The organism is Paenibacillus phytorum (assembly GCF_013141715.1).
Classification (GTDB): Bacteria; Bacillota; Bacilli; order Paenibacillales; family NBRC-103111; genus Paenibacillus_E; species Paenibacillus_E phytorum.
In genome coordinates, this window is the sequence record NZ_WHOA01000148.1 from 153,559 (window position 1) to 168,339 (window position 14,781).

Here is a 14,781-nt window from a genome sequence, read left to right on the forward strand (position 1 = left end):
TTCATGAAATGTGCCCTTGAAATTCCTCTTTATGATAAAATAAAATGGTTCTTTCATGTATGTTCGTACATCACTAATTAGGAGGGGCACAATTGCCTAACATCTGGACACATCTGATTTTCGGTCAAGAATTAATGAACCAATTGGGGCATTCCAATATGCTTAGTGATAAGCAGCTGCGACATGTTTTCTCCCTGGGCTGCCAAGGACCCGATTTCTTGTTCTATCATAACTTCTTACCTTGGAAAAAAGATAAGAAACTCAATCAATTGGGAAGTCTTATGCATACGAAAGCATGCGGTCCGTTCTTGATGGATCTGATTTCCCATATGCAAGGCAGGGGCTTGTATAATCCCGCTGTTGTTTATGCACTTGGATTCCTTACACACCATATTCTCGATCGCAACATGCATCCCTACGTTTTTTACAAATCAGGCTTCAAGAAATGGGATCACCAACGATTTGAGATTATTATGGACACACTCATTGTTCGTCGCAAACTTGGACTACAGACATGGAATACGCCTGTATGGAAAGAAATATATGTTGGAGAAGCTCTGTCCCTCGGTATTGTTCCAGCGCTTGCCCACGCTGCTGCCATTCACTATCCTGACCATGCATCGCAGGTTTCTGAGAAGGATTGGAACGATGCTTACATCGACATGATTCGAGCTCAACGCTTGTTCCACGATCCGAAAGGAATCAAACGGTTATTCACCTTCGGTCAAATCTCTCCGTTGGTCTATACCAAGCATCCGGCTCCGCTTGATTATTTAAACGAAGCCAAGACGGTTTGGAATTGTCCTACATCATTAGATGAAACATACACATACAGCATTTGGGACTTATGGGATATTGCGATGGAAGATGGACAAATCGTCCTCCAGGCAGCCATACAAGCCTTACAACGAGGTTCTTCGGCTGATTACCAAGCCTTAGAAGAAGTTCTCGGTAATCGCTCCTATGAAACCGGTAAGGACTGTGACAGCGGACTGCAAATCACTCATGTCCAGCCTATGATTTAAAGCTTAGCATCATCAACCTGATCAAGCCATGAATCGATATGACCAATTACCGATGCCACGCAGCCTTCTTTGAAGGGTGAAATTAGCTTCGCTACTTGAACAAGCTCTGTGAAATTCAGACTTCCGCCTTGCTGACAAAGTCTTAAGTAATCCTCCCAAGCTAATTCTGGATTTTCATTAGCTCGTTTCCAGAATTGAAACGCACACACTTGCGCAAGCGTGTAATCAATGTAGTAAAACGGGCTTTTGTAAATGTGGGCCTGCTGCTGCCAAAAGCCCCCTCTATCCAAATAGTCGTTATCCTCGTAGACACGATGCGGCAAATATTTGCGCTCAACCTCGCGCCAAACTAGCTTACGCTCAGCGGATGTCAGTTCCGGCTGCTCATAGATCCGGTGTTGAAATTCATCTACCGCAACACCGTATGGAATGAATAAGAGCGATTCACTTAGATGCTTGAATTTATACTTATCTGTATCTTCCTCGAAGAACAACGACATCCAAGGCCAAGCGAGAAACTCCATGCTCATGGAGTGGATTTCACAGGCTTCCAAGGTGGGGAATATGTATTCAGGTACTTGAAACTCTCGGCTGCTATAGCCCTGGAAAGCATGTCCTACTTCGTGCGTTAAGACATCAATGTCACCTGAAGTTCCGTTAAAGTTAGAGAAAATGTACGGTGCTTTGTATGTACTAATATATGAGCAATAACCACCTACGCGTTTTCCCTTCTTAGCCACTAGATCCATCAAACCGTTCTCGATCATAAAGGTAAAGAACTTATCCGTTTCTGGGGATAGCTCTGCATACATCTTACGAGCTTGTTCCACAATCCAATCCGCATCACCTTTTGGCGTTGCATTCCCTGAGGCGAAACCAAACTTGTCATCATAATAGTGCAGCGAGTCTACGCCAATTCTAGCCTTCTGCCGTTCCTTTAGTTTGGATGCCACCGGTACAATGTGTTCAAGAACTTGATTCCTAAATACTTCCACGTCTTTGGCATTATAATCAGAGCGGTTCAAACGAGCGTATGCGAGTTCAACAAAATTGTTGTATCCGAGCTTCTTAGCGATGACAGCACGAATCTTCACTAATTGGTCATACAGTTCATCCAATTTCGCTTCATTCTCTATAAAAAAGCTATATTTCACATCATTCGCTTCTTTACGGACTTTTCGGTCTGTTGATAATTGAAAAGGCACGAGTTGGGATAAATTTCGTTCTTCCCCTGCATAAATGAGCTTCGCAGAAGCAAGCAGCTTCGAATATTCACTGGCCAGTTTGTTTTCTTGTACGAGATCTTCAACAATTTCCGGCGAAAACGTTTTCAATGATAAGGAGGCAATCGTAAACAGCTGCTTCCCCCATTTGACTTCTAACTCTGAACGATAGGAGGATTCAATGAGTGCTTTATAAAACTCTGTAATCAACCCTTGATATAAAGGCTCAATTTCATCGAAATACTCTTGCTCAGCTTTGTAAAATTCATCGTTGGTATCCACACTGTGACGAATCCGCCCAATAGATTCCATAGATTCCAATTCACTTCGCAGGCTAACGATGGCTTCCATCGCTTGGTCTTGATCGCCAAACGAATTTGCTTGTTTAAACGCCTCTAAAAGCTCCTTAAATTTAATTTCAAAAGCGCTAAAGTCGGGTCTTTCGTACTTAAATTCTTGAAATTTCATTGGTTTCACTCCTTTGAGTTTTTAGCCAGGAAAACTGGCAGCCTACTTACATAACTGCAATACTGTAGGGAAACAATTCACTGGTCATAAGTTGATTAGCAACAGCAGGGTCTTGTTCCATGATCAGTGTAGCTTCTAACTCATTATCCACCCTCAGGATAACAATGCCAAATGTTTTTTCGTCAAAAGTTTGTGTTCTTCCTGCTAAAATAAGTTCCCCCTCCTCTTTCAACTGTAAAAGGTATTGAAAGTGCTCTTCAACAATTTTTTCTTCTCTTTCTGTCCAAACACTGCGGTCTAGAAAAGCAGGTTTTAATCGTAAGACATAAATAAATTCTTTATTTTCGCTCATGACTCCCGCTCCTTCACAAATAAATTTGGTATTTGCCAATCAATTTCCGAACTCCCAAGATCTCTAAGATAGGCATTCGCTTGCGAAAAAGGCTTACTGCCAAAAAATCCGCGATACGAAGAAAGCGGACTTGGATGAACTGATTTTATGATAGCATGCTTCGTTGTATTGATGAGACGCTCCTTGGCCTGTGCATGACTTCCCCACAGTACAAAAATGATCGGCTTCTCCCGATCACTTAGCGTCGTTATGATTTTGTCTGTAAAACGTTCCCACCCTTTTCCCTTATGCGAATTCGGCATGTCTGCTCTTACCGTTAGAACCGTGTTCAATAGCAGCACGCCTTGTTCTGCCCAAGCCTTCAAGTAGCCGTTATCAGGGATACAGCAGCCAAGGTCAGACTGTAATTCTTTATACATATTTTGCAAAGATGGCGGTGTCGGTATACCCGGTTTAACGGAAAAACTGAGGCCATGGGCTTGGCCTCTACCGTGATAGGGATCTTGTCCCAAAATAACGACTTTGGTATTCGCATAAGATGTTAAATGAAGTGCACTATAAATCTCATTTTGCTCAGGAAAAATGGTTTGTGACGTATTTTCATCATTGAGAAATTTTTGCAAAGCATGGAAATAGGGCTCTTGAAACTCAGATCCCAACAAAGAAGCCCAGTCGTTCGTTAAATGGCTCACCATTCACCTTCCTATCACTCCGTTTCCGTACCGAGCTCTCCAGTATCGATATTTCTCAGCACGATTCGTCCATCCGCAGCTGTACCATCAGCAAGTACGAGCTTCAGCTTCGTCGTTTTCCCTTTATTTACAAGCGCTTGAACTTGAGCGTCCGTTAGATTCCGGCCAAAGCTTTCTTTCCAGATGACGAATTTGCAGCCTTCCTTATAATGCGAGCAGCCGTAACCTTTACGTCCCATGAAAAGGGAGCCTCCGCACCCTGGTCTTGGACAAGTAGCTATGAACGTACTAGCTCCATCTGTTTGTTTAGCAGGAGCCGTTTTCTTAGCTGCAACTGCTGTTTTGGTGCCACCTGTTGATGCCGCACTCGATCGTGCAGAACCGCGTTTGGGTGCAGCTGCAGGAGGCGTCTCGCCTTCGAAAGCTGTTTTGGAAGCTCTAGTCTGCACGCGAACCTTATCAACGATAAGTGTTGCGAATCTTTTGACGTTATGCATAAACTGCTCGTCCGAAGCTGTACCTCGGGAAATTTCGTTCAGCCTGCGCTCCCATTGCCCAGTCATCTCAGGTGAAGTTAACAGCTCAATGCCTGCGCCGCGAATTAGTTCAACAACCGTTCGCCCCTTCTGGGTCAGGACGATTTTCTTACCCTGCATATCGATATAACCAACCTTCTTGAGACGCTCGATGGTCGCTGCACGAGTTGCCGGAGTCCCGAGTCCCGAATCCTTCATCGCATCGCGGAGTTCCTCATCCTCAATCTGCTTGCCGGCGCTTTCCATGGCTTTGAGCAGCGTTCCTTCGTTAAAATGCTTAGGCGGCTGCGTATCTTTTTCCTTCACGATCGCGTCATGGCAAAGGACATTCCCCTGCGGATCGATGGAGAAAGGCTCGTTTACTTCAACCTCTTCGTCTTCTTCCTCTTCCTTCTCCTTGCCCTTCGTGCTCTTCGCCTTTTCCTTTTTCTGATCGGCGTAAATGACCTTCCAACCTAATTGGAGTAGTTCTTTGACCGTTGTTTTAAACATTTCTTGTTCGACTTCAGTCATAACTGTATGAACTTTATACTCAGCCGGTGGGTAGAACTGGGATAAGAAACGCCTTACAATCAGATCGTACAATTTCTGTTCATCCGGACTCAGTCCTGAAGCTTTGCGATTCGTCGGAAGAATCGCATGGTGATCTTCAACTTTGCTCGGATTGCAAATAAACTTGTTATTTTTGTGCACTAGATTTCGGTTTGCCCCTTGCACAAGCTCATGGTAAGCCGTTCCTTGTAAAGCGGATAAGGACTTGTGCATTTCCGGAATATTTTGCTCAGTCACATAGTTGGAATTGGTTCTAGGATAGGAAATGACCTTATGCTTCTCATAAAGTGCCTGAGCCGTATCCAGCGTCTTCTTCGCCGAGAAGGCGTATTTCCCATTTGCCTCACGCTGCAGCAGCGTCAAATCATACAATTTGAACGGGTATTCCTTCGTCTCTTTCACTTCATAGGAAATAATCCGTGCAGGTTTCTCTTTGACCTTGGCAGCAAGCGCCTCGACCTTCGGTCCGTCCGTCATGCGCTCTCCCTGCCACATGCCTCTATACGTCGTCTCGCCTTGTGTAAAGTGCCCCTCCAGCTCATAAAATTTGAGCGAAGAGAAGGCTTCAATCTGCTTCTGGCGGTCATAAATAAGCGCAAGCACGGGCGTTTGAACTCGGCCAACGGAAAGCAGAACGTTATGCTTCGTTGTGAATGCACGTGAGCCATTCATACCGATTAGCCAATCCGCTTCACTGCGTGAGCGCGCGGCGCGCGTTAAATTTTCGTATTCAGCACCGTCTTTTAATGTAGCGAAGCCATTTCGAATCGTCTCCGAGGTTAAATCGGAAATCCAGAGTCGCTTAACAGGCTGATTCAGTTTAAGATGCCGCTGAATAAGCGAGAAGATGTGCTGTCCTTCTCTCCCCGCATCGCACGCATTAACAAGCATGTCGCATTTCTTCGCAAGCTCAGCAATCACCTTAAGCTGATCGTACGTCCGCGGGTTTGGAATCAGCTTAAATTCATCAGGAATAATTGGCAAGTGATTAATATTCCATTTTTTATATTTATCATCATATTGATCAGGTTCAGCCAACTCAATTAAGTGTCCAATCGCCCAGGTGATGATATATTGTTCACCTTCTAGATGGGACCTCATATTTTTGGCTTTGGGCTCTATTGCGGCGGCTATATTACGTCCCATATCGGGTTTTTCCGCAATAATTAATGTCTTCAAGAGAGTATCGCTCCTTAATTGAACTTTCTAAGTAGATCAGAATCTGTCGCCTCAGTGTATCCCACTTTATAAATGGCTGCAATATGGTAACGATCGAAAATTTTATTTTACCAAGTAGACTTTACTCCAAGTATCTTCACTTCCTTTGAATATGATAACTGGAAACATCAATTGAAGCCAAGAGGTGAAGGTTCTTATTATGCATATTCTGATTATTGCTCCTGAACAAATCCCCGTCCCTCCTCCCGTCGGAGGCTCTGTGGAGCATTGTATATACCAAATTGCCAAAAAAATATCCTCCAAGCATAAAGTGACCATAATAAGTCGGCTGCGCTCCAACTACCCAAAGACAAGCAGATTAGGTCATATTACGATTATTCGAGTACACGGTGCTAATAAAAAAGCTTATTTATCTAATGTGCTGAAGACTGTCAAAGGGCATCATTACGATAGGATTCAAATCGATAACCGCCCTAGATTTGTGCATGCCGTGAGAAAAGTATTCCCACATACGCCTATCTCTGTTTTTTTGCATTCAACGACATTTATATCCCCGCCAATGACATCCAGAAAGCAAGCAGCAATCGATCTCAGTGGGGCTAATCGCATCATTGGCAACAGTCTTTCGCTGCAAAATCACCTGAAACGAACCTTCCCAAATATCAGTCATAAAGTTCGTTACGTTCATCTGGGCGTCGATCTCGCTCAATTCCGTCCTCGTAAAGAGAAAAAGCATTCAACTGGCGGTCGCCGGCCATTTGTCATTCTATTTGCAGGCAGGTTGATTCCGAGGAAAGGAATTCCCGTCCTGATGAAAGCTACACAAATCGTTAGAAAATCCATCCCTTCAGCGAGGCTTCACATAGCTGGCGGGACTGGTAAGCCAAGCTACAAGCAATATTTGAAAAAATTAGCTTCCTCACTTCGAATCCCAGTAACGTTCAAGGGTTACGTTTCACGCAGTCAAATGCCTCGATTCTATCAGTCCGGGGATTGTTTCGTTTGCCCGTCTCAAGGTCATGAAGCGTTTGGCTTAGTGAATGTGGAGGCGATGGCATCCGGCATTCCAGCGATCGCCTCCAGAAATGGCGGGATTCCTGAAATTATTCGGCATGAGCATAACGGACTTTTAGTGGCGAATTATCGAAGCCCAGAGGCTTTTGCCAAAGAAATTATTAAACTAGCCAAAGACCCTTCTAAGGCCAAAAGACTGGCCAAGCAAGCCCGACTAGATGTAACGAGAAAATTTAGTTGGCGAGCCACAGCAAGCAAATTAGAAAAGATTTATACGACGAAAAATTCCACGTAGAGGGGCTGTTATGTCCATGAATCGAGCTAGAACAGTAGGCAGCAAATGGGTCAAGACGAAAGTTCTTTTATTAAACAAAGAACTTCGCAAATTTGTTCCGGAAACAAGAATCTATAGTCAAAAGAACCTGCTTGATATGCTAAATAAACATAAGATGGTTTATGTCAAACCCATCAATGGCACTTTCGGGCAGGGCGTTATTCGTGTAGAGAAAAATGAGACTTATCGATTTCAGTCCGGTAAAGCAGCTAAATCTTTTCGAACTTTTTTAGGTTTATTCGGTGCCCTAAACAAAGCCAAGTTATCTAGATCCTATTTGGTTCAGCAAGGCATTCATCTCTTAACCCATCAAAAGAGAATTTTCGACACACGTATAATGGTACAAAAAAGCCCTAAGAAAACTTGGGAAGCTACTGGTTATATTGGTCGAGTTGCTCATCCACAAAAAATAGTAACGAACTTTCATAATAGCGGCAAACCGCTGCCATTAGAATTATTACTTGCTCCCTACTTAAAGAATCAGAAGAAAGATGATTATATCAAAAGCTTGCGACATCTAGGATATCAAATCGCAACGCATTACCAGAAGGTTTATCCGAGATTTAATGAAATTGGTGTAGATATCGGTATTGATAAAAATTTAAAACCATGGGTCATAGAAGTAAACACAGCACCTGACCCCTTTATATTTAACCAATTAAAAGATAAAAAAATGTTCTTCAAAGTTCTGCGTTATTCGCGAGCAAACGGCCGATTCTTACCCAAAAAACGTAAGTAACTCTTGTTTCCTAAGGTTAGTAAAAACCTCCAATCCCACTTGAATGGGACTGGAGGTTTATTTGCTTTATGAGGTTACTCGGCGCTGGTGTACCATCATCTTAGTTAATAAGCCAAGACCTATAATAATAACCGCGACAATAATCCATATTGGATGATGGAATTGTGTATAGATGTGGTGCCACGCTTTTCCAAGCTTTTGACCAAGAAGAACAATAACCAAAATCCAAGCCAATGCGCCAAAGTACGAGATACTCATGAATTTGGTGAACCGCATTCTCGTAGCCCCTGCAATGAAAGGAGCAGCATGCCTTAGCCCAGCTACATAATAGCCAACTAAAAGTAAAATGGCACCATGCTTTTTAAAAAGTTCTGCCCACTTTTCTAATCTGTTCTCGGAAAGCTTAATCCACTTGGTAACCTTGCTGATACGCTTCAAACCAATGCTTTGTCCAAGCAGGTAATTAAGTGTCATCCCTGCACAAGCACCAAGCCAAGCAAAGCCGATGATGCCACCTATGTGTAGATTAGCTTTTAATGCTATATATCCTGCTCCTAGCAGAATAATCTCAACCGGAAGCGGTATGCCAACAATGCCAATGAAAAGTAACAAAAATATACCCGGATAGCTATAATGGGTGATTAAATTAATCATAGTATGATGATTCATTTTTGTTCACCTGCCTCGTAATAATCGTACCATAGGAATGTGAGAAGAGCATGAGAGTAGGATGAATAAAGAAATAAACCTTTCTTGTCAAGGTTTTTGGCCTCATTGGATTCTCATGGTTTTCTAATAAACCTCGTATCCTCCTGATTTGACCTAGTATTCCCCTATCGTTGGTAATCTATAGGTCATACTGGATGTGTTAAGGTTATCCCAGGTGGAAGCCTAAAACACGATCCTGAAGGAGGACATCAATCATGAACAACATGAGAAAGAACCGCCTAAGTAAATCGCTATTAGGAATTACACTTAGTGTATCCTTATTTGCATCAGCTAATCTCATAGCTGCGCCGCAATCCGCACATGCTGCAAGCGCAGCTTCTATAACAGCAGCTTCAACAGCCATGTCTGGGAAAGCAAATAGTATTATCTCTACTGGTCAACAGTACCTTGGCGTGAGATACAATTTCGGAGCACAGAAAAGCACTACAAGTTCATTTGACTGCTCGTCTTTTACGCAATATGTATATGGGAAGAATGGGATTAGTTTGCCCCGTTCATCCAAGCAGCAATCACAGGTAGGTACATTCGTGCCTAGAAATCAGCTGCAGCCAGGAGACCTTGTCTTCTTCTATTCACCCATTCATCACGTCGGTATTTATATGGGTAATGGTAAGGTTCTTCACACGTACGGCAAGCCTGGCGTAACGATTTCAGATATGAATTCCGGTTGGTGGAACAAAAATTACAAAACTGCTCGCCGCGTGTTGAATTAAGCCTTACTTGCAAAAAACTCCTTCCAGATATCCATCTGAAGGAGTTTTTTGCATTAAATGACTTTACTTTCTTCATGATCTCCGCTTTTTCCGGGAATGATAAGAATATGGTCTAAGATAAACTTCTTCTCTACATCAGATAAATTCGATTGGTGAATTAGATGGACTACTTTTTCTTCAAGTTCATAGATCGTTTGCAAAAAATCATCTAGACTCTCCTTCATCCGGATCAATCCTCTCATCTTATAAGGATAGCGAAACTGGTTTATTATTCGAATTATTCATACTTAGCATCATATCATTCACGATGTGAACAGCCGCTTGACTTCGTTGCAATGTTCTCATGCGTTCTTTTATTTCTTCATGCAAGCTTGGATGATTGATTAAATAAGTGATTTTACTGATAAATTCCTTCATATTCGTAGAAATCGATGCCATCCCGCGGCTAGAGAGATACAGGGCATTTTCCTTTTCTTGACCGGCATAGGGCCTATAAATAAAGATAGGCAGTCGTAAAACAATGGCCTCTGTTAATGTTAATCCCCCTGCTTTCGTTACAATACAAGTTGCCTGAGACATCCATTCATGCACATTGTCAACAAATCCAAGAATCGTTATACCCGGAAAAGCAGCAAATTCGTCTTCAAGCTTACCTTTCAACCTCTCATTTCGGCCACAAACAACGACCAATTGACAATTATCTAGAACAGCTAAACCATTCAACATTTCCTCTAAATAGCTGGTGACACCGCTGTCTGATGCCATGATAAGAATGATCTTCTTTTTTTGACTTTTGGCGTTGCTATTCCTCTCATTTGCGAACTCTTGTCGCAACGGGATTCCGCTAACCTCAATACGGTCCTTACTGAACCCTTTGAAAATGATTTGCTGCTTTAATTCTTCCGTAGCCACATAATATTTATCAACATTCGGGTGTAACCAACTGGCATGTAAAGCATAATCCGTAAGTACAGTGAAATTCGTAATGCCCATAGAACTGCACACTTCAGGCGATGCGCCGAATGGAAAGGTGTTAACAACAACATCCGGACGCTCATGATGAATAAGTTCTCTCAGCTTCTTTTTACCAAGATAGGTCATGGATCTCTGGAATAAAGCGGTCCGTTTGGTTTCACGGGTTAAGTAATAGCTCCAGCCGTAATAATCAAGTCCTATGCGAGAACTTTTTGTGCTTTTGTTTATTAGCGAGGTAGTAATTAAGTTAATGAATGGATGGCCTTCTTGCATCAGATTGACAATCTTCACCTGATCTACACCTTGCCTCAAGAATTGCTGCTGCAAGGCTTTTGAAGCTTGTAGATGTCCGTTACCATAGCTAGCTGTAAGTATCAATACACGAGGATTCACATTCATGCTCAAGGAAAAACCACCTTTCATCGCATACGTTTATAGGCGAAAACGATAACCTGCACCCCATACCGTTTCAATATATTGAGCGTTGGATGCATCTAATTCAATCTTCTCTCTTATTTTACGAATATGGACCGTAACAGTCTGTGGATCTCCCATCGCATCCATTCCCCATATACGGTCAAAAAGGTGATCTTTGCTGTACACACGATTCGGATTCATAGCTAGAAAATAGAGTAAATCAAATTCCTTCGTCGTAAGGCTAATTTCCTGCTCATGAACGAAAACGCGACGTGAACCGTAATCAATTAAAAGACCATGTATGCGAATTTCTTCGCTGTTTTCTTTGGTGCCTATTAATCGCTCATAGCGTGCCAAATGCGCTTTGACTCTTGCAACCAGTTCTCCAGGTTTAAACGGCTTTGTAATATAGTCATCTGCTCCAAGACCAAGGCCCCTAATTACATCGATATCCTCTTTTTTTGCAGTTACCATCAGGATAGGAATTTGATGCTTCTCGCGAATTTGCTTGCATACTTCGAATCCGTTCAATAGAGGGAGCATGACATCAAGAATGATTAGATCATACTCTCCACTGAGTCCTAGCTTCAAACCTTGCTCGCCATCCATCGCGATATCCACTTTAAAGCCACTCACTTCCAAATAATCACGTTCGAGTTCAGCAATAAGTTGTTCATCTTCTACAATTAATAGTCGTTTCATTCGTTTTCACCGTCTTTGTGCCTTCTAAGCGGCAAGTTGATAGTCATACAAGTCCCTTCACCTTTCATACTGCGAGCCCCAATGGTTCCGCCATGACCTTCGATCATTTGCTTCGAAATCGCTAACCCCAAACCGCTCCCCCCATTATTACTGTTCCTGGACGGATCTGCTCGGTAAAAGCGATCAAAAATATGCGGAAGCGCCTCAGCATCCATACCTACTCCATTATCTGTAATTTCAATGATGACATGTTCCCCAGCTATCCTAGCGATCAGACCAATATGTTTCTCTGGTTTATTCATATATTTTAAGCTATTGTCCATTATGTTAGTGAAAACGCGTTTCATTTTATCCCGATCAATCGAGACCTCAATATGCTTGTGTAACGCGATATCTGACTTATAATGAACGCCTTGTTTGCCAAGTTCAAATTCAAGTTCATCGGACCAATCTTCTAAAAAAGATGCGAAATCAACGACTTCAAAATTGAAGGGCATCCGCTTCAAATCCAATTTGGAATATAGAAATAATTCATCAATTAAATGATCCATCTCTTCAGCCTTGGACGAAATGATTTCGATGTATTTTTGTTTTTTGTCAGGGGTATCGGCTATTCCGTCACCTAGACCATCTACATAGCCTCTAATCGCTGTAAGAGGTGTCCGAATATCGTGTGAAATGTTAGAGATAAGCTCTTTACGATTTTCTTCGTATTGAATTTGCGTATGAATAGACTCTCGCAATTGTTTTCGCATTTGTTCAAAGGCTATGCTGAGTTGCCCAATTTCATCCTTACTTGTGATCTGTACTTGGAAATCAAGATCACCAGATTGAATCCTTTTCATAGCATTTTTTAACTTTCGGAGAGGGGTAATGATACTTTTTGAGACAAAATAGGTTAATAAGGTATGCGTGAGAATCAGAATAATAAGTAAAGTGATAAAAAGAATAGGGAAAAATTTCTGCGTGAAATTGACGATCGGATTCACCGTCGTAATAATGAAAACACTTCCCGGTTGTTGTCCGACATTGTAAAAATCGAAAGAGGTTACTCCCAGTAACTCTCTCCCATACCGCTTGGCATCTTCCCGCTCTGGATGTCCAGGGTGCTTGAAAGCAGGCAGCTGCTGGAGTACATCTGATCCTTGCAAGGTCGGAGAAACATAGACTAACGTATTATCCTTACGTACAACCAGCTTTGAGTTACTTAACTGAAGCTCTTGATCAATATCCGCTAGGTACGTTGAGTCGGCTAAGATGGACGGATTTTTCTCCGAGGAACGTTTCATATCTTTAAGCGTATGTTCCACATTCTGATTCTCGAATAGCCCGATACCAGACCCATATTGATCACGGATACTTTGGAAATCGCCTTTAAAAACAACGACCAATAGAACAGCTGTAATCATCATCATAACAAGTGGAATTAGCAGCATCGCCGCATAGGAAAGCAATAACTTCAGACGAATGGACATGAGTAGATTCCCCGTTTTTATACTTCTTTTCTATCAAATTTATAGTAACCAAGTGCCAAAAACAACATACAACTGGAAATCAGGAACAAAGACGTAGTCAATAGCTTACCCGCGGAAACGGTTTGACTGAGCCATAACATATGCCAATCCGTATAGGAGGCAGGTGAAAACGCAGCAATAGAGCTCATCAAGAATGGAGCAATTTTGGCAGCCGCGTATAGCACGAGTGAAAAGACCATGAAGGTGCTGGCACTTTTGAAGAACTGAGAAACGAATACAAACAAGGCTGACAAAGCAAACATGGAGACAACTGCAGCGATGTAAGCTTTCAACATATGGAACGAATCCGTGAAATTGGCTGATGTCCCAGCGAATAGGTTGCAGATAAAGGTAACAATGCCGAGTAGAATCAGAATTCCAGCAATACCTGTACCAAGAGCTGCGACTTTTGTTCCATAAACTTGAAAGCGTGAATTCGGACGAAGTAATGCAAGCTTCAGCGTTCTTGATGCCACTTCATTTGGAAATAAATCGCCAGTAACCGTTAAAATAAACAGTGGAATCCATATACTTGTATAAATCGTTAACATCTCAATTGGAAAGGACTGGCTTACGGCAATAAGCCCGAGAATTGGCTGTAAGGCATTGAGAGAAATGGCAAGCAGAACAGGAAGAATCGCTGAAAAGATAGCGAACATAACTACTTTCTTCCGATACAACAGCAAGTAAAGTTCATTTAAGTATCCAGCGCGCCATCTATGCACAATCTTTGTCCTCCTTGGAAAGCTGAAGTTCGTCTATATAGAATTGCTCTAAGGATTGATTGCTTTGCAGCAGTTCGGATACGTACCCTTCTTTCTTCAAATGTCCTTCTACAACAATCCCCACCCGATTACATAGCTGCTCTAGCTCGTGTATCATATGGCTTGAGATTAAGAAAGACGTTCCCTTCTCATCGGACAGCTGCTTAATCAACTTTCGAAACATCACCGTACCTTCGATATCCAGCCCGTTCGTAGGCTCATCCAGGATGACAAGCTTAGGTTCCGGCAGGATAGCCGCGGCAAGTGCTAGCTTTTGTTTCATACCTGTGGAATAGCCTTTGATTTTCTCCTTACGAACTTTGAACAAGCCCACAAGATCCAAGACTTCTTCAATTCGCTTTGGCGTGACATTCGGATAGAACCGGGCGACTAGTTCTAAGTACTGCCATGCGCTAAGAAAATCATGAAAATCTGCCGATTCAATCATGCTGCCAACGTGCTGCATACCTTGTTCGAATTGTTCAACGATATTGGCATTAAACAATGTGATCATCCCTTGATCTGGACGTATTAAACCTGTTATTAGCTTTAGAAACGTTGTTTTTCCAGCGCCATTTGGCCCAAGTAATCCATATACATCTCCTGCATGCAGCTGGAGACTCATATCACGAATTCCCCGGTCATTGCCATATACTTTGCTTAAATGAGCCGTCTCTAATATGGTGTTCACTAAGATTCCCCTTTTCTTATGAGAAAATCTCTATCGAGGCCATTCAAAGATGAGCGACCGCGTTTAGAGGTAGGTTTTATCGCCAATAAGAAAGCGGTTTCGTGAACCGAAAACTTATACTTTCTTATGTGGTAAGATAAAGCAGATAGGCTTGGACAGGGA

Annotated in this window: 15 protein-coding genes; 4 read left to right on the forward strand and 11 right to left on the reverse strand. The window is 42.5% G+C overall.

What is annotated here, in order from left to right:
* The first annotated feature begins 92 nt into the window (after positions 1 to 92).
* The gene (locus GC098_RS23135) at positions 93 to 1,025 is read left to right on the forward strand and encodes a zinc dependent phospholipase C family protein (RefSeq protein ID WP_171645566.1); all 933 of its coding nucleotides are present in this window, start codon (positions 93 to 95) and stop codon (positions 1,023 to 1,025) included.
* On the opposite strand, the gene GC098_RS23140 is transcribed toward GC098_RS23135, so the two are convergent.
* Genes GC098_RS23140 through GC098_RS23155 form a run of 4 tightly spaced genes read right to left on the reverse strand, consistent with a single transcriptional unit; the run spans position 1,022 to position 6,027 of the window.
* Positions 1,022 to 2,716 (reverse strand): M3 family oligoendopeptidase, encoded by a 1,695-nt coding sequence (locus tag GC098_RS23140; protein ID WP_171645567.1) that lies wholly within the window; start codon positions 2,714 to 2,716, stop codon positions 1,022 to 1,024. The two genes, GC098_RS23135 and GC098_RS23140, sit on opposite strands and share 4 nt — an antisense overlap.
* Positions 2,717 to 2,762: 46 nt before the next feature.
* Positions 2,763 to 3,068 (reverse strand): YciI family protein, encoded by a 306-nt coding sequence (locus GC098_RS23145; RefSeq protein ID WP_171645568.1) that lies wholly within the window; start codon positions 3,066 to 3,068, stop codon positions 2,763 to 2,765.
* Positions 3,065 to 3,763, reverse strand: a complete 699-nt coding sequence (locus tag GC098_RS23150) for a uracil-DNA glycosylase (protein ID WP_171645569.1) — start codon at positions 3,761 to 3,763, stop codon at positions 3,065 to 3,067. Before GC098_RS23150 ends, GC098_RS23145 begins: the two co-directional genes overlap by 4 nt.
* An 11-nt stretch (positions 3,764 to 3,774) precedes the next feature.
* A complete protein-coding gene (locus GC098_RS23155) occupies positions 3,775 to 6,027 on the reverse strand; it encodes a type IA DNA topoisomerase (RefSeq protein WP_171645570.1) in 2,253 nt (750 codons plus the stop codon).
* 199 nt (positions 6,028 to 6,226) lie between these two features.
* On the opposite strand from GC098_RS23155, the gene GC098_RS23160 reads away from it, so the two are divergent.
* The gene (locus GC098_RS23160) at positions 6,227 to 7,336 is read left to right on the forward strand and encodes a glycosyltransferase family 4 protein (protein ID WP_171645571.1); all 1,110 of its coding nucleotides are present in this window, start codon (positions 6,227 to 6,229) and stop codon (positions 7,334 to 7,336) included.
* A gap of 16 nt (positions 7,337 to 7,352) precedes the next feature.
* Positions 7,353 to 8,114, forward strand: a complete 762-nt coding sequence (locus GC098_RS23165; protein ID WP_171645572.1) for a YheC/YheD family protein — start codon at positions 7,353 to 7,355, stop codon at positions 8,112 to 8,114.
* A gap of 66 nt (positions 8,115 to 8,180) precedes the next feature.
* On the opposite strand, the gene GC098_RS23170 is transcribed toward GC098_RS23165, so the two are convergent.
* Positions 8,181 to 8,783, reverse strand: coding sequence for a DedA family protein (locus GC098_RS23170; RefSeq protein ID WP_171645573.1), 603 nt, complete (start codon positions 8,781 to 8,783; stop codon positions 8,181 to 8,183).
* Positions 8,784 to 9,037: 254 nt separating this feature from the next.
* Between GC098_RS23170 and GC098_RS23175 the strand changes: the two genes are divergently transcribed.
* Complete coding sequence (locus tag GC098_RS23175; RefSeq protein ID WP_171645574.1) at positions 9,038 to 9,556, forward strand: C40 family peptidase; 519 nt, start codon at positions 9,038 to 9,040, stop codon at positions 9,554 to 9,556.
* 53 nt (positions 9,557 to 9,609) lie between these two features.
* On the opposite strand, the gene GC098_RS23180 is transcribed toward GC098_RS23175, so the two are convergent.
* Genes GC098_RS23180 through GC098_RS23205 form a run of 6 tightly spaced genes read right to left on the reverse strand, consistent with a single transcriptional unit; the run spans position 9,610 to position 14,619 of the window.
* Positions 9,610 to 9,780, reverse strand: a complete 171-nt coding sequence (locus GC098_RS23180; protein ID WP_171645575.1) for a hypothetical protein — start codon at positions 9,778 to 9,780, stop codon at positions 9,610 to 9,612.
* A gap of 19 nt (positions 9,781 to 9,799) precedes the next feature.
* Positions 9,800 to 10,930 carry an MGDG synthase family glycosyltransferase gene (locus tag GC098_RS23185; RefSeq protein ID WP_246358862.1) on the reverse strand — a complete coding sequence of 377 codons (1,131 nt, stop codon included), beginning with the start codon at positions 10,928 to 10,930 and terminating at the stop codon, positions 9,800 to 9,802.
* 33 nt (positions 10,931 to 10,963) lie between these two features.
* Positions 10,964 to 11,650 (reverse strand): response regulator transcription factor, encoded by a 687-nt coding sequence (locus tag GC098_RS23190; protein ID WP_171645577.1) that lies wholly within the window; start codon positions 11,648 to 11,650, stop codon positions 10,964 to 10,966.
* Positions 11,647 to 13,125: a sensor histidine kinase gene (locus tag GC098_RS23195; protein ID WP_171645578.1), complete on the reverse strand. Its 1,479-nt coding sequence runs from the start codon at positions 13,123 to 13,125 to the stop codon at positions 11,647 to 11,649. Before GC098_RS23195 ends, GC098_RS23190 begins: the two co-directional genes overlap by 4 nt.
* 17 nt (positions 13,126 to 13,142) lie before the next feature.
* Positions 13,143 to 13,889 (reverse strand): ABC transporter permease subunit, encoded by a 747-nt coding sequence (locus tag GC098_RS23200; RefSeq protein ID WP_171645579.1) that lies wholly within the window; start codon positions 13,887 to 13,889, stop codon positions 13,143 to 13,145.
* The gene (locus GC098_RS23205; RefSeq protein WP_171645580.1) at positions 13,882 to 14,619 is read right to left on the reverse strand and encodes an ABC transporter ATP-binding protein; all 738 of its coding nucleotides are present in this window, start codon (positions 14,617 to 14,619) and stop codon (positions 13,882 to 13,884) included. Before GC098_RS23205 ends, GC098_RS23200 begins: the two co-directional genes overlap by 8 nt.
* Between the last annotated feature and the right edge of the window lie 162 nt (positions 14,620 to 14,781).